This window comes from Sphingobium baderi (assembly GCF_001456115.1).
Lineage (GTDB): Bacteria > Pseudomonadota > Alphaproteobacteria > Sphingomonadales > Sphingomonadaceae > Sphingobium > Sphingobium baderi_A.
Window position 1 is genome coordinate 14,859 of sequence record NZ_CP013265.1, and the last position, 23,409, is coordinate 38,267.

Genomic DNA, 23,409 nt, shown 5'->3' on the forward strand with positions numbered 1-23,409 from the left:
CGCCACACCGGACAAGGGACATACCCCATGAAGACGCCCCGCAATTCGCGTGACATTGCGCGCGAAGTCACCAACGCCATCGTCTCCCGCCTCGAGGCCGGAACCACGCCATGGACCCGCTCCTGGTCGCTGACCGGGGAGGGCGGCCGTCCTCTGCGCCATGAAGGCACCCCGTACAACGGTATAAACTGCCTCTGGCTCTGGACGATCGCCGACGCGCGTGGATACCGCAGCCGCTACTGGATGACCGCCCGCCAGGCCGAAGAACTCGGAGCGCGAGTGCGCCGCAAGGCCGATCCCTCCATGTCGATCTATGCCTCCAGCTTCCGCAAGGCTGGGCAACCGGGATTGATGGGCGAGGCCACCGGCCAGCTGATCCGCTTCCTGCGCCACTACATCGTCTACAATGCAGACGAGATCGAGGGCCTGCCTGACTACTACTATGCCCGCGACGTGCCGCCGACACCGAGCCTGCTTTCGCAGCGCCAGGACGCGATCGATAGCTTCTTCGCGGCAATCCCTGCGCGGGTACGCCATGGCGGTGACGAAGCCTATTACAGCCCGCTGGGCGACTACATCCAGCTACCCCGTCCCGGCAGCTTCAAGTCGGGTGACGCTTACGCCTCTACCCGAGGGCACGAAAGCGCACATTGGAGCGGGAGCAAGGACCGGCTCAACCGGACGTTCGGCAAGCGTTTCGGTGACGATGCTTACTGCGTCGAAGAACTTTGTGCTGAATTAACATCAAGTTATATTTGCGCTGAACTCGGCCTGCCGACCGAACTCCACGACAGCCATGCCAGCTACCTTGCGCATTGGGTCAGGGTGCTCCGTGCGGATCACAGCGCCATCTTTACCGCTTCGGCCAAAGCCGAACAAGCCTTCAACTATCTGCGCGCCTTCAGCCTTGCCGAGGCGACTGCGCCTGTCGGCGATGCCCTGAAGGCAGCGGCATGACCCCACACATCAGGAGACATCACCATGGGCTGGCTCTTCATGAACAGGCACCACATGGGCGGGCACGCTACCCCCAAGTCCTACCTCGACGCCCAATTCACCTTCACCAATGCGCCGGACGACAAAGGAATCGCGCGCGGCGCCCGCGTCCTTGCATCGTCCTGCCCCGGCAACCGGGTCTGGTACGCAGCGGTGCAATACTCCGAAAACGGCGTGCCGACCGAGGTGATCGCCATGGTCTGCCTCGTAAAGTGGAACCCGAGGGACAAGGAGGCTCTCCACTTCGGCTACAAGGACATGAGCGAAAGCATGGGCCCTTGCGAGGCCGAGGCGCCCGAGAACATCCTTCGCCTGCTCACGCCCACCACCAACGAGTATTCACTCGACTGGCGCCGACGCTGCCTCGCCCGCCTGCAGAAGCGTTCCCGAAAGATCGTCGATGGCATGCGCGTCAAATTTCCGCAGGCGATCACCTTCACCGATGGCTTCGCCGGTGACGAGTTTACCGTGGTCAAGCGCGGCGCGACCATAACCTTCCGTCCTGTCGGGAAATACGGGCACTATCGCATTCGCAATTTCCGCGACCTCGAATGGTCGATCGTCCCGGAAACGAAGGTGCATCGAACGATCTTCGCGCCCCGGCCCTCTGCAGCGATGCCCCCGCCATGAGCGGGGCATCCAGCCTCTCGCCGCTGCGGGCGCGCCTCTGCAGCCGCGAGAATGCCATCCGTGTCGCGCAGCGCATGATGCAGGCCGGAATCGCCGTCATGGTCGCCCCCGGGGATGCCATGCAGCCCTGGCGCGTGATTGAGCGGACCGATCTTTCGGCCGGCGAAGTCGCCGCGCGCATTGCCCTCAAGAGACAGGAGGACTTGAGATGCCCCGCCTGAAACCCGCCACACCGCGATCCAGGCAACAGATCGACGATGCCCTGAAACTCATGCGCCGTGCGCGCGGCCTCCTGCGCGAGGCAGGCGCCTCCAAGGCCGCTGGCCGTCTTCACAGCGCCATCAACAGCGCTGAGGGCGCACGGCGGCACTGCGAGAGGCGCCCTGTTGTCGTCGATACGATGGCGGCCTGGCTCTCCGAGGCCGAATGAGGGAAGTGGGGAGGGGAAAGCGAACGATCGAGGAGATTACCTATGCCCGCATTCGCTTCCTCCCCCGCACCCGAAATGACCCGCTGGGGCAAGCCCGTTACAGCCACACAGCGCCTGCCCGGTATCTGGCGCGTCGCGACCCCGTCGCATGGCGGTTTTGTCCTGTCCGAACAGCGCCAGGCCGCCATGCCCGCGGCGCTGCGCCTGGACGAACCCGAGTACGAGCACGACGTTGACTGGTCGCTCGTGATCGTCGCGTTCCAGACCGAATTTGCCGCTGCCGGAGATCTGCTCTTCGACATCGAACTCTCGCTCGCCACCGACACCGTCAAGAGCTGGCGTCCCGAACGCTGGGAAGCCTACGCCAGCGAGCCCGTAGAACCCCGCCAGAGCCACGTCCGGCGCGAGCGCGAAGCCTTCGAGGCGCGCATCGGCAAGGTCGTTGTCACCACCGCCTATGGCGATTGGGCCGATTGGGTGCCCACTGGCAAGGTTGGCGTGCTTGGCTACCGCCTCGCCAGCGTCGATCATATGGCCCGCCCCACATACGCCGACCCGGTGTTCAAGGCCCTCGTCAATGCTGCCCGTTATGAAGAGCGCACCAGCGTCATCAGCTTCGACGAACTCGACGCCGAGATCCTGACATGACGATCGAGGTGATCGTGGGCCTGCCCCACCTCAACGAAGGGCCAATCCTGCAACGCGCGCGGCTGATGCAGCAACCCATGCTGATTTCCGCGAACTGCCTCTCGCGCTGGCGCACCGCCTCGGGTGGCTGGCGCGAATGGCATGGCTGGCGCACCGGCCAGCTCGGCAATGCCCATGGGCTCAAGAGCCTCGATCTGGACAGCGCCGGCTACGTGCTGATGGCCAAATACGGCGGCTATCCATGGTCGATCGCCGACTACATGGCGCTTGCCGCATCATACCCCTTCCGCCGTTTCGCGGCCGCCGACTATTGCTGCGAGGCCGAGATTGCCGCCGATCGCGCCGAAGTCCTCGACCGCATCGCCCGCACCATCGCGACGAACCGCGAATGTCGCTCGCGTGCCTATGACCTTGGGATCATCGAGCGCTTCATGCCGGTGCTTCAGGGCCGCTACCCTGAAGACTACGAACGCTGCGCGGAAGCGCTGGCGTGGTCGATGAATCCGGGCACCGTCGTCGGGGTCGGCTCCATGTGCCGCCGCGACATTCATGGCCCTGACGGTCTGATCGCCGTTGTAGCCCACCTCGACAGGATACTCCCCGATCCCGGCCCCCGGCTCCACCTGTTCGGCGTGAAGGGAGCGGCCATCCCTTACCTTCAACCCTATGCCCATCGCGTCGCCTCGCTCGATTCCCAGGCCTGGGGCACAGCAGCACGGCGCGATGCCCGGCGCCGACAGGTATCGAAAACCGATGCTCTTGCGGCCGACCACATGGAGCGCTGGACCATTGCCCAGCGTGACCGGCTGCGTGAACCCCATCGCCCGATGGCCATCAGCCTCGAACGCGCGCCTTCTCAAATACCCTCCGACCCATGGGAAGCCGCCATCCAGCAAGCGCAGGCCGAGATCCGCGCGCTTATCGAAAGCGGCGACCTGTCTCACGACGAAGTGACCGCTGGATGGATCGAGACTTGGGCGGCAGACCTGTACAGAAGTCATCGCAGGGTTGCATGACAGTAGGCAGACTAAGCCATGTGGATTATCACGCTGTAAAAGGAGGCCGAGATGGACACCCTTAAAATCGACCATAAAAGCGCTGATGAAGCACTTCGCCGGCTAATAGCCGTTGCACTCTCCGATACGGGCCAGTCCCGTCGCGTTGCAAACTTCCTGCTCGCATGGTGGAATGGAGATGATTGGGGGCATTTCGAAATCTCTGACATCTTCGCTATGGACCAGTCCATCGGTGTCGATATTGCCACTATTGTTGGTTATCTGGCGGCCTATCCCGGTGCCGTCTACCCGGACGCTTTTGGTTATCGCGATGCTATGGTTCAACTTATCGAAATATGGCGATCGGATGCCGTCACATCGGCGTGAGTTCTTTATGCTGAACCTTCTTCCCCAATGCCTTTGAGGATAGAGGGATGGTCGGTGGGGCGCGAAATTCAATCGCGCAAGGGAGCCCACCATGTCCGACCATTACATCATGACCACCAGCAGCCAGTACCCGCAGACCTATGTCGCGGAAGGCGCCGACCATGCCAAGGCTCTGGCGGACTATCGCCAGAAAGACCCCGAAGCCTTCCTCGTGACCTGCGAAACCTACCAGAAGGCCGAGGTCGAGCGCACGATGGCAAAATTTCCGCTTACGCGCGTCACTGAGCGCTTTTACGAGCACATGCTCGGCATCCTACCCCCGATCTACAGCCGCTTCAGCCCCGGTTGGTTCGTCAGCGAACCCGTCGTGCAGCGCGTCTACACGCAGTTCATCGAGCACAAGGGCCGCTACTACGCCGGCTATGCCAACCTCAGCATGACCGACCGCAAATGCTGGACGATCGCCGACATCGAGACGCTCGAAGCCAGCGGCAATGTCACCGAGGTCGACTGGTTCACGGAAGACTCCTGAAGCGGCCTGAAAGTCAGGGCATCAGAGTGGAGGGGGAAGGGGACAATCGAGCGCGGGAATGCGCTCGGTCTGACCCGGAGCCCCACCATGACCTACGACGTCCCGTTCCGTCACATGCAGGCGATCGACCCCAGCAGCCTTACCACCATCACCGCGACGCTCCACGCCCTCAACCGGGCCATGGAGGATTGCCGCATTGCCGGCGTCGATCCCGACCACGATCCGGCAATCGCGCTACTCGCAAGGCATTTCTCGTCCGTCACTGCCGACCGCGCCGATGATGACAGCCTGCGCTTCGCCTGCAGCCGCCGCGCCACGGAACTCGAACGCTTCCCCGCGCTCCTGACCCTTGCGGTGCGCGGCGTCGCCCATGACCGGGTTGCCAAGGAGCGTTTCCATGCCGACGGGCGCAAGGCCATGAAGGCGCTCGCGCTGGAAATCGGCCTCGCCCCCGGCAGCTACACTGTCAGCTCCACGCCCAGCGATCCCGCTATCGCAGGATATGTCGCGCTGTCGAGCGATGACATTTCGATCATGCTCAGCGTGGGCCCGCTCCATGAAGGCAACGAGGTGCAATACTTCGCCAAGCGCGGTCCTGCAGCCGGTCAGAAACTGCGCTTTGCCCCCATGCGCGATTTCCTCCGGCGTGCCCGTTTTGCCGCCCGCATCCGTCGCGATCTTCGCCTCGATGCCATCGTGTCGTCGCCAGTGCCCGTCGAGACCACGGCACCGATCAGCCGCGAACCCATCGCCGCTTAGGGAGACGTCCCATGCTCACCACACAACAGGTTGTCGATCAGGTCCGCAGCGATGCCGCACGGATCGAACGGTTCGTGCAGCGCCGGGAGACCTTCCTCGATGCGCTGGACTGGACAATGCTCACTTGTGAACAGGTCCATGAAGCTGCCATGCTCGACTTCATGCTGGAAGATGACCTTGCCGAAGCCCTCCAGCGGGTTTCCATGGCGGAAAGCCTCGCTGCGATGGGGCTTCCCCTTGTCCCCACCTTCATCCGCTACAATCCGTTCCCGCGCCCCTGGCACGCGGAATGGCTGGCGTTGATGAACTGACCGGAGATCCCCTCATGAGCCGATACAATTTCGCCGGGAAGGGCGTCGCAAGCAGCGTCGCCATCGGATACGACCGGCCCCTGTCGACATTTTTCGTGCAGGTCATGCAGCCACATCCCCGCATCGAGGGCGAGGAAGCAACCTACATCTGGAAGGGTAGCGCCCCCGGAGAGTTGCCAACCGCTGCAGACGCAATCGCTGTTGCGGCTGACTATGCCGACCTGCCCAAGGATCTTGGCGCGAAGCTGGAAACCGATCGCCTGAAGACGCTCGGCACCTTCGACGGACCCGCCCAGCTGGCCGCCAAGCCCTTCATCCAGGCATCGCCGCCGCCGATCCACACCGAGGCCGAAGCCCGCGAAGCCGGCTACACGCGCGCGGTGATCGCAGACAGCACGCATCATACGCTCGAATTGCTGATCGAACCCGGCGCCGACCTCGATTCCATCTTCCTCGCCTTCGACCGCGACGGGAACGAAATGCTCCATGTGCATGGCTGGAACTTCACGATCGAGCCGGAGTGACGTGGCAGCCACCATGTGATAATGTGAATACACGCATTCAATCGGAGACAGTACCATGGCGACGTCAGTACGCCTCGCCCCAGAAGTAGAGCAGCGCCTCGACCATCTCGCGACCACCACCGGGCGCACCAAGGCCTATTACCTGCGCGAAATCATCGAGCGCGGCCTTGAGGACATGGAAGACATCTACCTCTCCGACAAGGTGCTCGAGGATATTCGCGCTGGCCGCGAAACCACAAGCTCCCTTGACGACGTGGAGAAGCGCCTTGGCCTGGCAGATTGAACTGTCATCCAACGCCGAAAAATCTCTCTCCAAACTCGATCGCCAGACCGCAAAGCGGATCATGACCTTCCTGCGCGAGCGTGTTGCATCCAGTGACGATCCCCGCGCATCTGGAAAGCCATTGACCGGGCCCTTGGCAGGGCGCTGGCGCTACCGCGTTGGCGACTACCGGATTGTCTGCGAGATCGAGGATGGCAGGCTTGTCGTGCTTGTGCTGACCGTCGGCCACCGAAGCGGCATTTACCGCTGACCTCCCAGGACATCCATAGCCCATAGAGATGAGGGGGAAGGGAACAGACGATCCATGAAGGATCGACGGAGGTTCCCTTGTCCTACACCATCGACATTGGCGCAGCGCCCGCGAACGCCCATTGCGCCCAGCTTGGCCAGACCCCGGATTTCGAGCGGGTCAATCGCTTCGAGATCGACGCCTACCGCATCGGCATCATCGCGATCCACGGCCTTCCCCCTGAAGGCTGCCGCCTCACCAGCAAGCCCAATCGCCACGATTTTGGCACCTACCGCACTCTCGTCCTGCATATCGACGACGAGAACGACGCTGCGGTCGCCGCCTATGCCGAGGCCGTAGAAGACGGGCTTGGCTCCTGGATCGAGGCCGCGATTGCCTGCCCCGTCGAATATGACGGCAATGTCGCCAGCATTCCGAGGCCCGAACTCGACGAGGTGACGATCGGCGCGCTGCTGACGACACGCCCTGGCGCCAACGGCCGCTTCGCCATCCCCGCGTTCGAGACCATCCACACCAACCTTTCGGCCGCATTCCCCAAACTCGCCGAGGCCGCCCGCGCGCGCCTTGCCGGCGATGCCGCCTGAGCGCGCAGGAGATCCATCATGGCGAACAACTACCTCACCAGTTCCTTCATCCTCGACATGACGGCCGACGATGCCGAAATGGTCAGGCTGGCGCAGCGCGCGAGCGAGATCGTCGAAGACCCCTGCATAAGCGATACCGGGCGCGACCTCGCATACGCCGACCTTGGGCCGCGTTTCGCCGCTCTCTTCCCGCCCAAGGACGATGACGATTTCGGGAGCTTTCTCGACCTGTTCGACGATCCCGACTTCCCGACGTTCGACTGCAGCATCGTCATCAGCGAACCCGATGCCGAAGGGCACTGCCAGGTCAGCTTCAACGGCAATCAGTTTGGCGTCGATCAGGTGGCGAACCTGATTTTCACCGCCTGCAAGTCCGCACTCCCTTGCGCCTTCTCCTGGGCCTATACCTGCGATGCCCTGCGGCCCGACGAGTTCGGCGGAGGCTGCGTCATCATCACCGATGCCGGAATCGATTTTCACAGCACGACCGGGATCATCGGGCGGGTACTCGGCACCGGCGCCGGTCCCTCCGAGACCCCCAAGCCGGTATTCGACCCGGCGCTCGTCTCCATCGAGCAGAAGCGCTTCAGCCATACCCAATGGGAAATCCTCGTCTGCTACAACGGCCAACGCATCGAGCAGTATGGCGACAAGATCGAGCTGATCGGCGGGGAATATAGAGGATACCCGCGCGAGGTGTGGATGGCAGTCGCCTATCGCGAAGCGATCGCGCGTGACATGGCCAGCAGGCTTCCCGTCGTCGAGGAAGCCGCGATCACCGCCCATCTGACGACGCACTGATCCCATGCTGCACCAGCATCTGCAGCCTGCCGGCGCCATGCCGGCAGGACTGACTTCGCTCGCCCTGCCTGCCGAGATCCGCGCCGCGATCAAGGCCGGGGCCTGGATCGTCTTCAACGTCTCGGGCGGCAAGGATTCCTCCGCCGCCATGTTCGCCGTCTCGATCGTGCTCGATGGGCTCGGCCATCCCCGAAACCGCCGCCTAGTCATCCATGCCGACCTCGGCCGTGCCGAATGGGAGAGCACGCCCGCCATGGTCGAACGCCTCGCAGCGCTTGCGGATCTTCCGCTCAGCGTCGTGCGCCGCGGTGCCGGAGACCTGTTCGACCGCTGGGCGCAGCGCTTCGAGAACGGCAAGCGCCGATATGAGGCCCTTGAAACCTACAACCTGATCGGGCCGTGGTCATCGGCCTCGCTGCGCTTCTGCACCTCCGAGGCCAAAGCCCATGTCATCGGCCCGCACCTGGCGCGCACGCTGCGCGGCGAAACCATCATCAACGTGCTCGGCATCCGCCGCGACGAAAGCACCGCACGATCGAAGGCGCCGGAATGGAAGGCCGACACGCGCTACGCCAGTGCCGGCAACGCCCATGGCACGCGCATGATGCTCTGGCATCCTATCGTCGAATGGACCACGGCCGAAGTCTTCGCGGCCCATGACCATCTCGGCATCCCGCTCCACGAAGCCTATACCTGCTACTCCAGTTCGCGGCTTTCCTGCCGGTTCTGCGTCCTGCAGTCGATCGCCGATGCCCGCGCTTCAGCCAGCGCTCCTGCGAACCGTGATGCGCTGATCCACCTTTGCGACCTCGAGGCGCAGTCCACCTTTTCGTTTCAGCCCGCACGCTGGCTTGCAGATACCGCGCCCGATCTTCTCCCGCGCGACCTGCAGATCCGCATAGCGGCCGCCAAGATCGACGCCCAGGACCGACGCGAGGCCGAGGGCGCGATGCCGGGGGGCCTGCGCTACGTGAAAGGCTGGCCGCCGCGCTTGCCGACCATGTCCGAGGCCGCGGCTATTGCCAAGGCCCGCGCGCCGATCCTCGCGCGCCATCAGCTCGCCAATCGCTTTCCGACAGCCCGCGCCGTGCGGGACCGCTTTGCCGACCTCATCGACCAGCGCCGCAGCGCCTGACCCATCGCGAAAGGATACTGCCATGACCGCTTCCACCGACCATCCCACCATGTCCCAGGCCGAGGCCGTTGCGCTCGGCTTCGCTGGATTCAACGACGTGCCGCACAAGCCGATCGACGTCCCCGATGGCGAATACACCATCACCGCGAGAACGAGTGACGGCCGCCGCGTCACCTTCTGTTTCCTCCCCGATCGCGAGCGCAGCCCTGCCGGGTTCGTCGACATCCAGTACCACGATGTTATCTGGACAGTCTGCGCCGACCGCAAATTTGTAGTAGGGTCGGTGATGGACGCCCACGGTAGGCAGTAATCAGGCTGGCCGTAGCGCTGACCCAAGAGCTGGCGAAGGCCAGCCTTATTACTGCCGGGCCATCGGGTGCATCGGTGTGAAGGTCAGCTTCCGGGTGGGGGGTCCGGGGGGAGGGTTTCGCGCCGGTGTCGACCATCATTGTTTGCGAGCGCCGCGCGGCCAAGGGTCTCGACGCGCATGTGCCACTGATCCTGTGTGGTGACGCGCTCTATGATCGCGATCTGGATCGCTTCTTTCTCGACCTACCGCTGTCGGGGGTCCGTTCGCGTCATTCGCTTCGCGCCTATGCTTATGATGTCGCGGTCTGGCTTCGCTTTCTCGATGCCTGTGGGAAGACGGTGTGGGAAGCAACCCGCGATGATGTATCCGCCTATCATCGTGAGCGACGACTCGATGAGGCTGATCACCGGATCATGGCGGCAAGTTGGAACCGGGCTGTGGCTAGCCTCGATCGCCTTTACCGCTGGGGCGAGGAACATGGTCTGATCGCCGAGGTGCCGTTCAGCCGGCGCGCCGTGTGGCGACCGGCCCAGGGAGGCCGGCGCGGCATGATCGCGGCGCGCAACGACGCCTATGAACGTGTTGCCAAGCGATCGGACGTGCGGTTCGTCACGATGGAAGACTACCGCGTCTTCCGCGAGATCGGCCTGCGCGGCCTTACCTCTGACGGCACGGAGCGCCCCGGTGCTCGCGATCGTAACGGGCTGCGCAACGCGCTGTTTGCTGATCTTCTCGTCACCACCGGCCTGCGCCTCGAAGAGGCGTCGTGCCTGCTCGCTGCCGAGCTTCCTTCGATCGACCGCGACGGCAACCGGGCCCAGCAGCTCTGGCTGCCTCTCCCGCCGCCGCTCACCAAGGGCGACCGAGGACGCAGCGTTCTGGTTCCGCGCCGGCTGCTGCGTCAGATCGCAGCCTATGTCGCCATCGAGCGTGCCTCGGGATTGGCCAAGTTCGCCGCGCGCGACGGTGTCACCAAGTTCGCCCGACCGATCCCTGTCACCCGCGCCGGTCTCGACCGCATGCGCGATGTCTGCACACCGGAGGAACGATGCCGCCTAATCCTGTGCGACGAGGATGGAACGCCCTGCGAGCCAGCGGCGCTATGGCTGACCGAGGTCGGGCAGCCTGTCCGCCCTAACTCGTGGGAGGTGATTTTCACCCGCGCCTGCAAGCGGTGCGCGGAGAATGGCTTCCCGCTGTCGATCAGTCCGCACCAGCTTCGCCACGCCTTCGCCGTCCATATGCTCGCATTGCTGATCCAGCAGCGGCTGCGCGAAGCGGCATTGCCAGCGGGACCAATGGAGAGCTATCGGCTGATTTTGGGCGATCCGCTGCAACAGGTACAACGCCTGCTCGGCCACGCGAGCCTCACCACCACCTATATCTACCTCGACCATATAGCGACCCGCGCCGATACGGTGGATGCTGCCGTCGAGGAGTTGCTCGCGCTGCTGCCGGGACAGCAGGGCGCATGAGCGGGCGTCCCCGAAAGGGCCGTCCTGTGATCTTCGCGTCGATCACGCCGGAGCCACAGAAGCCCGATCCGGTACTCGGCCTTAAGTTCACCATCGAGGCGCGATATGGCGGCACGGTCCTGGTCGATATGACAAGGTTCAATCCTCGCCCGCTAGCGATCGCCTTTGCCGGCGCACTGCGACGATTGGCCGCGCTCGGCGGCCCCTTGGGAGCCGCCACGACTGTCAGACAGTATGGGTATGGCTATCGGCGGTTTTTCGCCTGGCTGGGTGACCAAGCTCCCGAGGTGGTCGGTCCCGGTGATCTGCGTGCGATCCACATCGATGGCTTCGCGGAAGCGCTCGAACGGAGCGGGATACGCGCGGGAACTTGTCACGGAACGGTCAGCATGATCGTCAACACGCTACGCGTAATCGAAGCCGACGGGCGCGACTGGATCGCGCCCGATCTGCAAAAGCGGCTACGCTATATTCTGGCCACCTCGGTCGGCTGTTCGACCCCGCGCGATGCGTACAGCCCATTCGTAGCGCGAGCACTGCGCGACGCAGCCCGGATTGACGTCGAAGCAATGTTTCGTCGTCTCCGCGTTGAGGATCGCACCGACGACGACAAGCCAGCAATCGTGAGTGCGCGAGCCAACGTTGAAGCGATCATCGCTCGCGATGGCTCTATCCTGACCGACCAGCGCGACATGGTAAACCTATATGCCTTGCACAGACGACACGGTTTGCCATCCGACGGGTTCAGCGCTTACATTCATGGCCGGCATCATTTACTTGGCTCCGATCTACCGTCTTTGCTCGTCATGCTCACGCTCGACACCGGTTTAGAGCCCGAGTGCCTAACGGCGCTGACCGTGGACTGTCTCGCCAATGCACGTGCCGGCACTGTGGAACTGCGCTACCTGAAGCGCCGCGCGGGCGGCGCTGCGCACAAGAGTATGCGCGTCCGCGACGGCGGTAGCGGAACGCCCGGCGGGCTGATCCGCCGCCTGATCGACATCACCTCCGCCGCTCGTAAGCACCTGCCCGGCGATTGTCTCTGGACCTATCATCAAAAGGGAGGCCTTCGGACAGGTATCTCTCTTGGGAACATGCGCGTCACGGCCTGGGCCGCGCGGCACAATATTGTCGATGACGACGGCAAACCGCTCCACCTATTGCTTTCCCGGCTCCGCAAGACCCACAAGGCGCTGTGGTACACCAAAACTGAAGGCCACATGGCTCGCTTCGCTGTCGGACACTCCCGTGAGGTCGCCGCGCGGCACTATGCCGATCTCCCATCGCTCCGGCCCCTGCATGAGGCGACCGTCGCTGATGCGTTCCGCGAAGCGCTGGCTACGGCGATGCCGATCGTCCTTGCGCCTTCAGCCGAACAGGCGCTGCGCGAAGCGCCCGCACAGGCCTTGCCGCTGACGCCGGCGGGTACAGTGGGTTCGTTACTCGACGGCGAGCAGGATGTCTGGCTCGCAGCTTGCGCAGGCTTCTATAGTAGCCCCTTCACCGAAGCCGGATCGCCGTGCGTGCAGCCCTTCTGGGGTTGCCTCGATTGTCCCAACGCCGTCATCACCGCGCGCAAGCTTCCCGCCATTCTCGCCTTCCTCGCGTTCGTCGAAGAGCAGCGACGGGGCCTGCTGGCGAGCGACTGGGCGGTCAAGTTCGGTCATGTCCATGCCCGCATTACCCGCCAGATCCTGCCGGCCTTCTCCGATATCGTAATCACCGATGCACGCCAGCAGATGAAGAACGAGCGGCTCTATTTGCCGCCGGAGGCACAAGGATGACCGCGCCCGCTCATGTCCGCGCGCTGGCATTCGACGATCGCCCAGTGCTGGCGAGCGCGCCGCTGAAGCCGGGCTATACCCGCGAGGAGCTATCGCGCGTCGGCGATCCAAGCTGGGATCTCGGTCCCGCTATCTTTCGTGAGAACACCCAGCGCACCCAGATGATGGTGCATTTCGACTTGCTCGAACATGCCGATATGCAGGCCGCCATGCGCGCCTATCTCTATGCGCGCCTCAACGTCGATCTTCCCGGCTACGCCCCAAAGTTGCCGCCAACGTGTATCCGTCACGCGTTCGACCGCGCACGCCGTTTCTTCGCCTTCGTTCGCCTGAAGCTCAAACGGCTTGATCTTGCACGCATCGATCCGGCGTTAGTCGATGCTTACGCCCGTCATCTTCGTGACGATCTCGCCCTCCTACCCGAAGTAGTCGGCCAACACCTGCAATCAGTCTCCCATCTCTATCACTATCGCGACCACTTGCCCAACGGTGGTCTCGCTTTCGAACCTTGGGCCGGACAGGCACCCGCTCGCGTCGCAGGCCACCGGTACGTCGTTGAGAACCGCACGCCGCGATTTCCCGAGAATGTTATCGCCGCGCTGCTCGCCTGGTCATTGCGCTACGTCAGCATCTTCGCCTACGACATCCTGGCGGCTCGAGAGGCGCTCGATCGTCTCGAGGCGCGCCGCACCCGGCTGCTCGCCATCGAGCGTCGACTGCCGAACTCGGAGCGGCGACGGCGACAACATGCTCGCCTCGAGCGCCATCTCGCCCGCCGAGCGCGGCAAGGCCGTGGCGTGCCGATTTGGGGTATGCAAATCTGGGCCGCAAAGAACAGCAACGTCGGCGCGCAGAAAGCAACGCCGACGATTAACTACCATCTTCTCGAGCTTCACGCCTGTGTCGATGCTGCGGCGGAGCCGGCCATGAGCTTCCGAATCGACAGGCGTTCGCGCGCCATTATCGCGGCTGCCGTCGCCAACCTCGGTGTCGAAACAGGCGGAATGGACACGCCGATCTCAATTGATCCCGACAGTGGTCAGCCCTGGTGCGCGCGCTTCGACGTGAAGACTCTCGCACGTGAAGAGCAGATGCTTCAGGTCGCTGCCTATATAGTGTGCGCCTATCTCACCGGCATGCGCGACTCCGAGGTCCAGGCGATGCGGCTCGGTTGCCTCTCGATTGAGCGCAGCGAGGACGGCCTGCTCGAGCGATTCCGTATTCGATCGACCATCTATAAGCGTCGCGCAACCACAGGTGAGGCGGCAAGCTGGGTAACGATAGAGCCGGTAGCAGACGCCATAGCGGTGCTCGAACGCCTGGCGTCGGCAAGGTCGACACGCTCCGGTGGCAGCGATACGCTTTGGCCAGCATTACGCTCCAGTTCCGGCAGGACGCATCTGTCAGTTGATGTGATACGCCATCTCAACGCGTTTCGCGATCACGTCACCACCGCCTTCGGCAGCGCCGACATGCCGATCGTCCCGGCCGGACCCGATGGCAAGCCATGGCACATCACACCGCGCCAGTTTCGTCGCACCATCGCGTGGCATATCGCTAACCGTCCTTTCGGCACCATCGCCGGCATGATCCAGTATAAACACGCCTCGGTTGCCGCTTTCGATGGCTATTCCGGAACCAGCAGATCCGGGTTTCGCGCCGAAGTCGAGGCAGAGCGCCAGCTTGGGCAGCTTGATGACCTGTTGGATTATTTCGACCGACGGCGAGGCGGCGCATCGCTTGGCGGTCCGGCAGGACCGCGCATCGCGCGGACTCTCGACGAGGCCGCGGACGCACTCGGTCCTTTGCCTGCCATGATCGCCGACCGAGCAAGGTTACGTGTGATGCTCGCCAGCGTCGCGCGTACCCTCCATGTTGGGCAGCTCGCCGATTGCTTCTTCGATCCTGCGACGGCGCTCTGTCTTAAGCGCGTGACGACCCGCGATCCCTCGCAGCCGCTTACCGCGCTATGCGAGCCGACCCGCTGCCCCAATGCCTGCATCACCGCGCGCCATAGGCCGGCATGGGAACGCGCGGCTGTCGATGCCAAGTCGCACTTACGCGAGCGACGCATATCCGATCTCCAGCGTCAGGCCCTCCGGAACGAACTTGACCGTCTGAATGCGGTAATTGCCGGGATCGATCCTCGCGAGCCGTAGGCCCGGCAGCATCGCTAACCTCTTCACCAAAACTACGCCTTCCCGACTCATCCTGTTCCCGGTTTCTCATTTACCGCCATCCCCGCGCCCGTGCCGAAAGAGTACCCTTCAGCCGACCCCGGGGGTTCTGAAAGTCAGCGAGAAAATGACCGAAATAAGAATGGCTGGCCGATCTCGAAATGGTGGTTTACTGGCGAATGTTGACAGATTACTGCACGTTGCCTTCGATGTGGCGCATCGCCGACAACGAAGTTTTTCTACCGGTCTGCAAGCGCCCCGTTGCGGACATTAAGCAAGGCGGCTCAGATCAGTGCCGCATCACATCATTTGAGGCGAGGGAACTTCAGAAATGGGCTCACTCGCTGCATGGTAGCGTCTACCTCAAGCGTCATACAAAGTTCCCGTCTCTCGGCCAGACAGTTTTCGGGGGCAGAAGGTTCGTTAACCGCTATAATCTGCAGTTCTGCATCCCCTCCAGCGCTATGTTTGGAAGACGCTCCGCCAAGGCTTACATATGACTGCTTACCTTTCTGATTAATGATCTGGAAATACTTGAACCCTGCCACCTTGCTGAGTTCTGCTGCCCGATAGAGTGCAATATTAAAAGCGCTGCCTTCCGGAGCCCTTCCGTTGACACCGGCTATTACTTTCCATGAATTTTGACCTATCAATTTGTCTTTATATCCACCAAACATACCCCATCGTTGATACTTCACTTGGCGAATATCTTGCGCTGGCAAGGTGGACGGAACAGTAATTAAACCCATCACTGCAGCCGCTATCAAATATCGCATGATGCCCCCGATTTTTCAGCTATTTGGCCGTCACGATTGGCCAACCCCTCTCGTCAAATATCATCGGTAATTCTGGATTGCGACCCTTATCCAGCGACCCTAAGCTCACGGTCCGCTCACCACCCCTTTCGGCCTTTCCCGGCGCGGCCATGGGCATCGGTCAGCGGAAGGGCGGCTTACCGCAGCGCGGCAAGAAAAGCGGTCTGGCGGCTCGCGCCCCGTTGCGGGCATTCCAAATCACGGTATGTGAATGCAATGATCGAGCGCGTATTCGTTCCTGCCGCCGCCACAATCTTGAGCCTCGGCTTTTTTCTGGCGGGCTTGATCGCGGTCGCTCTCATTTTTTTCAATACCGCGATGCCATGCAGGCCGGAAAGCGTATTCTACACAATCACGCGGATCGGGGCGGTGATAGCTCTGTTCGCAGGCGCGGTTCTGATGGAGAGATTGAAACTCGCGCCCTCCACCCGGAAGTTTATGGTCGGCCTTGCTATACCTCTGCTCGCAGTTGGACTCCACGCCGTTGCGATGAAGCAGGATGCAAATGCCCAAAGGTCATGCCTCGCGCAGAGGAATGGCAACTGACCACCCAACACGGCCGTAATATGGCTCAATTCGAAACGCCAAATCTTGCCATCTGTTGAAGGGCTCAGACGAGTGCCGGTAGGCATGAGCAAATGACACGCCGAGCACGATGAACTCCGCCTTCGGCGGTTGCGCTTGGCACAGTGACAAAGTGCAGTAGCGCTTTGCCACTGTGCCAAGCGCCCAAGTTGGCTTGACTGTCAGGATATACGATGCCGGCACGTCTATCCCGAATGCCAATGGCGGGCATTCACCGACCTTCAACGCCTTCAGCATCGGCCGTGGCGGACGCCATATCCTCGACTCCCGCCCACTCAATGAAGCCGATCGCCCCTCCATCCTCGTGCTGATGCTCGACAAGGCCGGAAACGAGGCCAAGCCTTCGCCGCGCGCGAAGTCGCGCACCATAGGCGGCCGCCGTGAGGTTTGCTGGAGTTTCGGAGAGGGGACGATCTTCCCCGGCTACACGGACGACAGCGAGTGGAACGGCTTCCTCAACATCACCGTCGACGAAGCCACCTGGCCGCATGTCCATGCAGAACTTCTTGCAAACGCCGATGGCGATCGCACGCTGATCGCATCGCTCAACGCTCTGAAGCCCAAGGCGGGGTTCGTATCGCTCGCCTTCGGCTACACCACACAGGAAGTCGAAACGCGGTGGGCTCTACAATTCCCCGACTATCCAATTGCCTGCATGCCGCCCATTCCGGGAGACTGGACGGACAAGAGCTGGCGCAACGACACCAAGCCCAGCTTTGAAGTCTGCTCCGGGCCGATGGGCGAGCCCGTCGAAATGTGGATCGACTATCCCGAAGCCACGCTGCGCGAAATTGCGAGCGAGCCGCGCTTTGGCCTCTATCGCCGCAATGCGGAGGACGAGCTTGAAGCCATCTACACCGGCGAGGATTACGCCGAGGCTATGGAACATGCCAACCGCGAGGCCCTTGCCTGCGCCTTCGCCAAGGCGCTCGCCCAGGAAATGACGCCTGACGAATGGCAAACCATGCGGCTGAACAACCAGACGATCACGCCGGGATGCTGCGCGTCGCATGACTTCCTTGATGCCAACATGGTCATGCTGGCCGTATGGCTCACCTATCGCGGCGATCAGCTGATTGCCCGAGGAGCGATAACCGGGATTGGCGATGACCTCGATCACGTCAACGCGGCATGGACGATCGCCAGGGAGCGCTACATGACGGCCAGCGCCGAAGGCGAACGCTTCGACCTCTGGCGCTGCACCGGGCTTACCGTACCCGACCTCTCCGCCGCAGGCTGCGAAATGGGCGACAATGACCCCTGCATCCGGCCTGGCCGCGTCTACGAACCCGGCCATATCGAACTGGATGAGGAGAAGGGCCTTGTCGTGACCATCGGAAATACCATCCGCACCTTCGAGACCCAGATCGAGGCCGAAGGCCACCTCTGGCGGGCCTATGCTGCCTCCGAGTTCACTTTCTAGCCCGAGGCCGCAGGCTGATCGAGGCGCCGATGCCCACTTGAGGGGAGGGGGAAGGGGACAGGCGAGCAACCCGAAAGGAGCCGCCCATGTCCAACGTCGTCAAACTGCCGGGACCGCCAGCGCCCCCGCGCTGCGCGGTTCCCATCGGCAAAACCTGCAATGGCCCCCTCGAACTGGACCTCGCCCGCGTCCTTGCCGGACGCATGCTGGTTCAGGGCGGGTCCGGTGCCGGCAAGAGCCAGACCATGCGCCGCATCGTCGAAGAAGCCTTCGACTATGTGCAAACCATGATCGTCGATCCCGAGGGCGAGTTTGGCAACCTTGCCGCGCACATCGGGGCGACCACGATCAAGGCCGCCGAAATCGCCGCCGATGGCCTCACTGCCGCAGCGACACGCGCGAGGCACCACCGCATTGCCCTCCATCTGGATCTCACCGACCTCGATCCCGAACAGCGCATCATCAAGGCATCGGCCTTCTTCGCCGGCCTTGTCGGCGCGCCGCGTGAGGACTGGAATCACACCGTTCTCGTAGCGATCGACGAAGGGCACCTGCTCGCGCCCCATCAGGCCGGTTCCGCGCAAGACGCGGAAACCCGCCGCCTTGGCGTCGCCACGCTCACCGACTTGTGCGCCCGAGGCCGCAAACGCGGGATCGCACCTATCATCGCGACCCAGCGCCTCGCCAAGCTCTCCAGCTCCGTCGTCTCCGAGCTTCAGAACTTCCTGATCGGCATCAACGTCTTCGACCGTGACATCCTGCGCGCGGCCGACATTCTGGGATTCAGCCGCAGCGAGGCCGAAAAACTGCGCACACTTGGCGCTGGCGAGTTCTACGCCTTCGGCCCCGCGCTCACCCGCATACCGCTGCTCGCCAAGATCGACCAGACCATCACCGAACATCTCGGCGCCACCCCGGACCTGCACGGCGCGGCCGACCTCGACCATGCCGAGGCCCAGAAGCTGCTCGACCTCGAGCATCTTCGCGAAACCCCAAGCCGGCGCGACGACAATCTGAAGGCGCGCGGCAGCCGCGCCCTCGACGCCTTCCTGCTCGATCCGATCGCGCCGACCGCAACGGCAGTCTGCCTGGCCTTGAAGGGCATTTCTCCCAACGCCACGACCGCCAACGAACTGGCCAAGCATCTTTGCATCACCCGCGAGGCCGTGGATCAGGCGCTGGACGTCCTCTCAGCGCTCTCGGCCGTCGATACCATGCCACGGGCCGGTGACCGCATGGCGCGCCTCCATACGCGCCTGCGCGCCCGTCTCAGCGACGTCCATGTGGTGGGCCTGTCATGACCGACGACACCGCACCCATCATCGTCGAACTTGTACCGCTGGCAGCGCCAATACCCACGCCATCGGCGCCACTGGCCGAAATGGTGTATCGACCCGATAGCTGGACCCCTCAGGACGTTCGCACCCTGCGCCAGCTGTTCAACGACGACACTCCGCTGCCGGAAATTTCCGAAACCCTGGGCCGCGGCTTGCATGGTGTCAGGGACAAGATTTGCACCCTTGGCCTGCGCCGCCATTCAACGCGGCCGTGGGGCGAGCTTGAAGATCACGAACTGATCCAGACTTACGGGCAGGAGCCCGCTGCCACGATCGCCGCGCGTCTCGGCCGCTCATGCGGCGCCGTCTATACCCGTGCCGCATTCCTTGGCCTCAGCGAAGAGGCAGCACCGGCATGGACGCCATGGGAAGATGCGCAGCTGCGCGCCGGCTTTGCGGCCGATATTCCGACAGCACAGGTCGCGCTCATCATCGGCAGACCCCATGCCGGCGTCTACAGCCGTGCCGGAAAGCTGGGCATCAAGCACGCGAGCACTCCCAAGGGCTGGACCAACGCCGAGATCGAGCGCGCCATCGAACTCGTGCAAGCCGGTCATACCTACACCCAGATCGGCACGATTCTTGGCACGGAAGGCTTCGCCACCCGCACAAAGTCGTCGCTTCAGGCGCTTATGCAGCGAACCGGGCAGGGGAAGGGTTGGGGCCGCGTCTGGATGCCCGAGGAAGATGAACTTCTCATCAAAGCCTATCGCGACAACGCCAGCCTGACACCTTTGCGCAACCTGCTCGGCCGATCGGTCTTCTCGATCCGCTGGCGCGCGGAATATCTGAACCTTCGCGGCACCCATGCCCGGTCCAAAGGCTTCCGCCTTGGTCCTGACTGGTCCGAGGCCGACGAAGCATGGCTTCGCCGCGACTACGGCAAGATCCCGACGCCCGAACTGGCGCGGCAAATGGGCCGCACCCGCGCAGCCATCTTCACGCGCGCCAATATCCTTGGCCTCATACACGAAGGACGCCAGCGCTGGACTCCTGACCATCTGGCCGCGCTGCGGATCGCGCATGAGCGTGGCATCAGCCTCGCAGACCTTGCCGCAGCGCTCGGCCGCGAAACAGGCGCCCTACACAAATATGCCGGCAAGCAGGGCCTCGTCTTCGGCCGTCGTCCTCGCTGGCCAGAACCCCCGACCCTCGCTGACATCCTGAATCTGCCCGACGACACGAAAGGGAAGGGGGAGGGGTGAAGGCGAAGGCAAGGATTTTCCGCGCCAGCAGGAGATGCAGCATGTGCCCTGAAACTCAGCAGACTGCCGCCCCGAACCCGAACGCAGGTCATGAAATCGTCCTCTGGCCTGACGGAACCTGGTGCTGGCACGACGAGTTCGATCCCGCCGAATGGTCGCATATGTCGGATGATTACGAAGTGATCGACATGGGCGACATGCCGCGCGTCGAACGGCTTGCCCGCGAGGATGCGCAGCTCTGCGCGGATGTCCTCGAAGAACTGCGCTGAGGGCCGCCACATGGTAGACCGCGTTTCCGCGTCGATCACGATCGGCGGCACCGTCAGCCTGTCCCTTTGGAAGAGCCTCGCTGCCGCGATCGCGGCCGAGGCCCTGTCCACCGATTGGGACGGCGAGCCTTTCAACGACAGCGACCTTACCGAAGGCCAGCCCTTGCGCCTCTATGCGCATGAAGTCGCGAATGGCTGCTTCAAGGAACTGGAGCCGATCTGCGAGGCGCATGGCGTGCCGTTCGTGCGTTCCTCCTACGGTTTCACCGGGCAATGGGGCCCGGAAAAGGTCATCTTCACCGGGACCGGCGATCCCGTGATCTATCCCTGCAGCGAAGACGGCACCGCCTATGTCGATCGCGCCAAGATCGAGGCTCTGGGCACTCTCGCTGCGGTGAACGCCTATCTGGACGAGGCCGATTTCGCTGTTCCTCCGATCGTCATCACCGACGGGATCGAGGAGGGCGCCTCTAACGTGCCTTCCGTCGCGCTTGCCCAGGCCGTTCACGTCCCGCCACCGCTCGAGATCGCGAGAATGCTCGTACTCAGCACCATCCATATGAGCCCCGCCACGGCCGCAAACTGGATGGCGCATTGTCCATGGGCCTGCTTCGACAAGGACGACTATGGCGCACGTCTGCGATGACGTCGGGATCACCGAGGCCGAGGGTGTCCCCGTCGAGATCCGTTCGGCCATCCATGTCGCCAAGCGCGAAAACTGCGACTGGATCATGTGGGATTGCGATGGCCCGCAGGTCGACGAGCTGCCAGAATACGAGTGGGGAGACGCTCCCCGTACCTCACCATGACACGGCTGCAGAGCGCCCCCAAAGCCGTTGACGTGAGAAACCGCGTCCCGGACTACCTCTTGCCGCCCCGCGCCCCGCACGTCCTCGCCTACGGCGTGGGCGTCGATTCCACCGCGCTTCTGATCGAATTGGAAGCCCGCGGCGAAAAGCCCGACCTTGTGATCACGGCGGATACCGGCGTCGAGAAGCCGGCCACTTACGAGTACCTCGACGTTATCCGTCCATGGATGGCCGCACGCGGTATCCCTTTCGAGATCGTTCGCTATCAGCCGCGGCGTTTCAAGCACTGGCCGCCCTATTATTCTCTGCTCGAAATGGCGCTCACCAACGCCACCCTGCCCAGCAAATCGCTCGGTGGCTCCAGTTGCAGCCTGAAATACAAGAAGGCGCCACAGGACGCCTTCCTGAAAACGTGGCAGCCCGCGATCGACGCATGGGCGAGGGGTCAGAAGGTGACGCGACTGATCGGGTTCGACGCCGGCAAGCGCGATACGATCCGCTACACCCATGCCGCCAAGATCGAAGATCCGCTCTACGACTATCGCTATCCGCTGCGCGAATGGGGGATGGACCGTGAAGCGTGCGAACGCCGCATCACCGCTTCGGGGCTCCCCGTCCCGAGTAAGTCAAGTTGTTTCTTCTTATGTTTGCAGATGGTGTCTCGTCTCATCACAACCCTTTATTTATGCGCTATAAAATTAACCGCCGTTTGAGACGATTCGAGACCATTGAAGCGCTCGGGACAGTTGCAAAGCGCTACTGCACTTTGCAACTGTCCCGAGCGCAACCGCCGAAGGCGGCGCGACTCGTCGCGGGGGCATCCGGAATGACTTTGCTGAGCGGAAGAAACTAACTTGCCATTGCCTGTCGGGTTGCTGATGCGGCCTTGATCATTGCGCCGACAGATTGGGAAATGTCTGGTACGCGCCCAAATCGGCCGTTTGGGCCAAGCCGTGCCGCCCCCGAAACCTGCCATTCCTCCGGATACTTGGTGCGTTGGGAGTACCGCTTCATCGACACTCCCATTTGACAGTCAGGCCAAGAGGACCTTCGATTCAGCTTTGAGGCGCGATGGCGATCGCAGAATGGTCTGTGGAGGCATCGACTGGAACACCCGCCTCCTTGCGTTCGGAATAGCGGTCGACAAGTTGCACCGCATGCGGACGCATCAGCACGGTGAAGCGGACCAGCTCCTCCATGACGTCGATGATCCGATCGTAATAGCTCGACGCCCGCATCCGGCCGTCTTCGTCGAACTCTTTGTACGCCATTGCTACCGACGACTGGTTGGGGATCGTGAACATCCGCATCCACCGACCCAACAGGCGCAGTGAATTGACGGCATTGAAGGATTGCGAGCCGCCGGACACCTGCATGACGGCAAGTGTCCGTCCTTGCGTCGGCCGCATCCCGCGCATCTGAAGCGGGAGGTGGTCGATCTGCATCTTCATGATGCCGCTGATCTGGCCGTGTCGCTCCGGGCTGCACCAGACCATGCCTTCGGACCAGAGCGCGTGCTCGCGCAGCTCATGCACGGCCGGGTGGTCGTCTCCGGCCACCTGATCGGGCAGCGGCAGGTCGCTGGGATCGAAGATCCGCGTCTCGGCGCCGAAGAACTGCAACAGGCGAGCAGCCTCCTCCACGGCGAGGCGCGAGAACGAGCGTTCCCTGAGCGAACCATAAAGCAACAGAATGCGGGGCGGAGGCTGGTCTGAGCCGAGGCCGGTGGCTGGACGCTCGAATGCGAACGCCTTGTCCAACGCCGGCAAATGGTCGGGGGCTGCGAGTTCACGCAATCTCATTCTCGAATACCTTTCTCAAGTCGGCTGCACGCCGCTTCATTTCGGCGGCAAAATGTCTGTTCGAACCTCGCCCGGCACGACTGCGGTCCACTTCTTCGCGGGACGATCGCAGGGCATCGCGGTCGAAGAACCGGGCGGCACTGACCGACCGCA

Annotated in this window: 29 protein-coding genes and 1 pseudogene; 28 read left to right on the forward strand and 2 right to left on the reverse strand. The window is 62.9% G+C overall.

Annotated elements, in window-relative coordinates; all coding sequences use genetic code 11:
- The first annotated feature begins 27 nt into the window (after positions 1 to 27).
- The 20 genes from ATN00_RS20130 to ATN00_RS20225 all read left to right on the forward strand — a co-directional run bounded on the left by ATN00_RS20130 (position 28) and on the right by ATN00_RS20225 (position 14,993).
- On the forward strand, positions 28 to 957 hold the full coding sequence (locus ATN00_RS20130) for an ArdC family protein (RefSeq protein WP_062069068.1): 930 nt from the start codon (positions 28 to 30) through the stop codon (positions 955 to 957).
- Between the two features lie 24 nt (positions 958 to 981).
- Positions 982 to 1,626 carry a DUF6927 domain-containing protein gene (locus ATN00_RS20135; protein WP_062069070.1) on the forward strand — a complete coding sequence of 215 codons (645 nt, stop codon included), beginning with the start codon at positions 982 to 984 and terminating at the stop codon, positions 1,624 to 1,626.
- Positions 1,623 to 1,847, forward strand: a complete 225-nt coding sequence (locus ATN00_RS20140; RefSeq protein WP_062069072.1) for a hypothetical protein — start codon at positions 1,623 to 1,625, stop codon at positions 1,845 to 1,847. Before ATN00_RS20135 ends, ATN00_RS20140 begins: the two co-directional genes overlap by 4 nt.
- Complete coding sequence (locus ATN00_RS20145) at positions 1,835 to 2,056, forward strand: hypothetical protein (protein ID WP_062069074.1); 222 nt, start codon at positions 1,835 to 1,837, stop codon at positions 2,054 to 2,056. Before ATN00_RS20140 ends, ATN00_RS20145 begins: the two co-directional genes overlap by 13 nt.
- A gap of 42 nt (positions 2,057 to 2,098) precedes the next feature.
- Entirely contained in the window at positions 2,099 to 2,704 is a 606-nt protein-coding gene (locus tag ATN00_RS20150; protein WP_231746505.1) for a DUF7007 domain-containing protein, read from the forward strand.
- Positions 2,701 to 3,720 carry a deazapurine DNA modification protein DpdA family protein gene (locus ATN00_RS20155; protein ID WP_062069077.1) on the forward strand — a complete coding sequence of 340 codons (1,020 nt, stop codon included), beginning with the start codon at positions 2,701 to 2,703 and terminating at the stop codon, positions 3,718 to 3,720. The genes ATN00_RS20150 and ATN00_RS20155 overlap by 4 nt, the downstream gene beginning before the upstream one ends.
- 51 nt (positions 3,721 to 3,771) lie before the next feature.
- Positions 3,772 to 4,086, forward strand: a complete 315-nt coding sequence (locus tag ATN00_RS20160; RefSeq protein WP_062069079.1) for a DUF7673 family protein — start codon at positions 3,772 to 3,774, stop codon at positions 4,084 to 4,086.
- A 91-nt stretch (positions 4,087 to 4,177) separates the two neighbouring features.
- On the forward strand, positions 4,178 to 4,618 hold the full coding sequence (locus ATN00_RS20165) for a hypothetical protein (RefSeq protein WP_062069081.1): 441 nt from the start codon (positions 4,178 to 4,180) through the stop codon (positions 4,616 to 4,618).
- 87 nt (positions 4,619 to 4,705) lie between these two features.
- A complete protein-coding gene (locus tag ATN00_RS20170; protein WP_062069083.1) occupies positions 4,706 to 5,377 on the forward strand; it encodes a hypothetical protein in 672 nt (223 codons plus the stop codon).
- Between the two features lie 11 nt (positions 5,378 to 5,388).
- Positions 5,389 to 5,688, forward strand: a complete 300-nt coding sequence (locus ATN00_RS20175; protein WP_062069085.1) for a hypothetical protein — start codon at positions 5,389 to 5,391, stop codon at positions 5,686 to 5,688.
- A gap of 14 nt (positions 5,689 to 5,702) precedes the next feature.
- On the forward strand, positions 5,703 to 6,212 hold the full coding sequence (locus ATN00_RS23775) for a hypothetical protein (RefSeq protein WP_197413759.1): 510 nt from the start codon (positions 5,703 to 5,705) through the stop codon (positions 6,210 to 6,212).
- A 55-nt stretch (positions 6,213 to 6,267) separates the two neighbouring features.
- Positions 6,268 to 6,495 (forward strand): type II toxin-antitoxin system RelB family antitoxin, encoded by a 228-nt coding sequence (gene relB / locus ATN00_RS20185; protein WP_062069087.1) that lies wholly within the window; start codon positions 6,268 to 6,270, stop codon positions 6,493 to 6,495.
- On the forward strand, positions 6,479 to 6,745 hold the full coding sequence (locus ATN00_RS20190; RefSeq protein WP_062069089.1) for a type II toxin-antitoxin system RelE family toxin: 267 nt from the start codon (positions 6,479 to 6,481) through the stop codon (positions 6,743 to 6,745). The genes relB and ATN00_RS20190 overlap by 17 nt, the downstream gene beginning before the upstream one ends.
- A gap of 77 nt (positions 6,746 to 6,822) precedes the next feature.
- Positions 6,823 to 7,329 (forward strand): hypothetical protein, encoded by a 507-nt coding sequence (locus ATN00_RS20195; RefSeq protein WP_062069091.1) that lies wholly within the window; start codon positions 6,823 to 6,825, stop codon positions 7,327 to 7,329.
- An 18-nt stretch (positions 7,330 to 7,347) separates the two neighbouring features.
- The gene (locus ATN00_RS20200) at positions 7,348 to 8,130 is read left to right on the forward strand and encodes a hypothetical protein (protein ID WP_062069094.1); all 783 of its coding nucleotides are present in this window, start codon (positions 7,348 to 7,350) and stop codon (positions 8,128 to 8,130) included.
- A 4-nt stretch (positions 8,131 to 8,134) separates the two neighbouring features.
- On the forward strand, positions 8,135 to 9,265 hold the full coding sequence (locus tag ATN00_RS20205) for a phosphoadenosine phosphosulfate reductase domain-containing protein (RefSeq protein ID WP_197413760.1): 1,131 nt from the start codon (positions 8,135 to 8,137) through the stop codon (positions 9,263 to 9,265).
- Between the two features lie 22 nt (positions 9,266 to 9,287).
- Positions 9,288 to 9,575, forward strand: a complete 288-nt coding sequence (locus ATN00_RS20210) for a hypothetical protein (RefSeq protein ID WP_062069097.1) — start codon at positions 9,288 to 9,290, stop codon at positions 9,573 to 9,575.
- A 125-nt stretch (positions 9,576 to 9,700) separates the two neighbouring features.
- Positions 9,701 to 11,050 carry a tyrosine-type recombinase/integrase gene (locus ATN00_RS20215; RefSeq protein ID WP_021235312.1) on the forward strand — a complete coding sequence of 450 codons (1,350 nt, stop codon included), beginning with the start codon at positions 9,701 to 9,703 and terminating at the stop codon, positions 11,048 to 11,050.
- A complete protein-coding gene (locus ATN00_RS20220; protein ID WP_031342828.1) occupies positions 11,047 to 12,834 on the forward strand; it encodes a hypothetical protein in 1,788 nt (595 codons plus the stop codon). Before ATN00_RS20215 ends, ATN00_RS20220 begins: the two co-directional genes overlap by 4 nt.
- A complete protein-coding gene (locus ATN00_RS20225; RefSeq protein ID WP_021235314.1) occupies positions 12,831 to 14,993 on the forward strand; it encodes a hypothetical protein in 2,163 nt (720 codons plus the stop codon). Before ATN00_RS20220 ends, ATN00_RS20225 begins: the two co-directional genes overlap by 4 nt.
- Before the next feature lie 323 nt (positions 14,994 to 15,316).
- Here the strand turns inward: ATN00_RS20225 and ATN00_RS23505 are convergent, their stop codons facing one another.
- Positions 15,317 to 15,787 (reverse strand): hypothetical protein, encoded by a 471-nt coding sequence (locus ATN00_RS23505; protein ID WP_126849361.1) that lies wholly within the window; start codon positions 15,785 to 15,787, stop codon positions 15,317 to 15,319.
- Positions 15,788 to 16,042: 255 nt separating this feature from the next.
- Between ATN00_RS23505 and ATN00_RS20235 the strand changes: the two genes are divergently transcribed.
- The 8 genes and pseudogenes from ATN00_RS20235 to ATN00_RS20270 all read left to right on the forward strand — a co-directional run.
- Positions 16,043 to 16,372, forward strand: a complete 330-nt coding sequence (locus ATN00_RS20235; protein ID WP_021235316.1) for a hypothetical protein — start codon at positions 16,043 to 16,045, stop codon at positions 16,370 to 16,372.
- A 193-nt stretch (positions 16,373 to 16,565) separates the two neighbouring features.
- The gene (locus ATN00_RS20240) at positions 16,566 to 17,834 is read left to right on the forward strand and encodes a hypothetical protein (RefSeq protein WP_062069100.1); all 1,269 of its coding nucleotides are present in this window, start codon (positions 16,566 to 16,568) and stop codon (positions 17,832 to 17,834) included.
- An 86-nt stretch (positions 17,835 to 17,920) separates the two neighbouring features.
- Positions 17,921 to 19,135 (forward strand): helicase HerA domain-containing protein, encoded by a 1,215-nt coding sequence (locus ATN00_RS20245; protein ID WP_062069103.1) that lies wholly within the window; start codon positions 17,921 to 17,923, stop codon positions 19,133 to 19,135.
- Complete coding sequence (locus ATN00_RS20250) at positions 19,132 to 20,376, forward strand: hypothetical protein (RefSeq protein ID WP_062069107.1); 1,245 nt, start codon at positions 19,132 to 19,134, stop codon at positions 20,374 to 20,376. Before ATN00_RS20245 ends, ATN00_RS20250 begins: the two co-directional genes overlap by 4 nt.
- A 41-nt stretch (positions 20,377 to 20,417) precedes the next feature.
- Positions 20,418 to 20,645, forward strand: a complete 228-nt coding sequence (locus ATN00_RS20255) for a hypothetical protein (RefSeq protein WP_062069110.1) — start codon at positions 20,418 to 20,420, stop codon at positions 20,643 to 20,645.
- Between the two features lie 10 nt (positions 20,646 to 20,655).
- On the forward strand, positions 20,656 to 21,291 hold the full coding sequence (locus ATN00_RS20260) for a hypothetical protein (protein WP_197413761.1): 636 nt from the start codon (positions 20,656 to 20,658) through the stop codon (positions 21,289 to 21,291).
- Positions 21,272 to 21,454, forward strand: coding sequence for a DUF5983 family protein (locus tag ATN00_RS23780; protein WP_062069114.1), 183 nt, complete (start codon positions 21,272 to 21,274; stop codon positions 21,452 to 21,454). Before ATN00_RS20260 ends, ATN00_RS23780 begins: the two co-directional genes overlap by 20 nt.
- Positions 21,451 to 22,095: pseudogene (locus ATN00_RS20270) on the forward strand (hypothetical protein); the annotation flags it as partial. The gene ATN00_RS23780 and the pseudogene ATN00_RS20270, both read left to right, overlap by 4 nt.
- A gap of 414 nt (positions 22,096 to 22,509) precedes the next feature.
- Here the strand turns inward: ATN00_RS20270 and arsH are convergent.
- On the reverse strand, positions 22,510 to 23,256 hold the full coding sequence (gene arsH / locus ATN00_RS20275; RefSeq protein ID WP_062069117.1) for an arsenical resistance protein ArsH: 747 nt from the start codon (positions 23,254 to 23,256) through the stop codon (positions 22,510 to 22,512).
- Between the last annotated feature and the right edge of the window lie 153 nt (positions 23,257 to 23,409).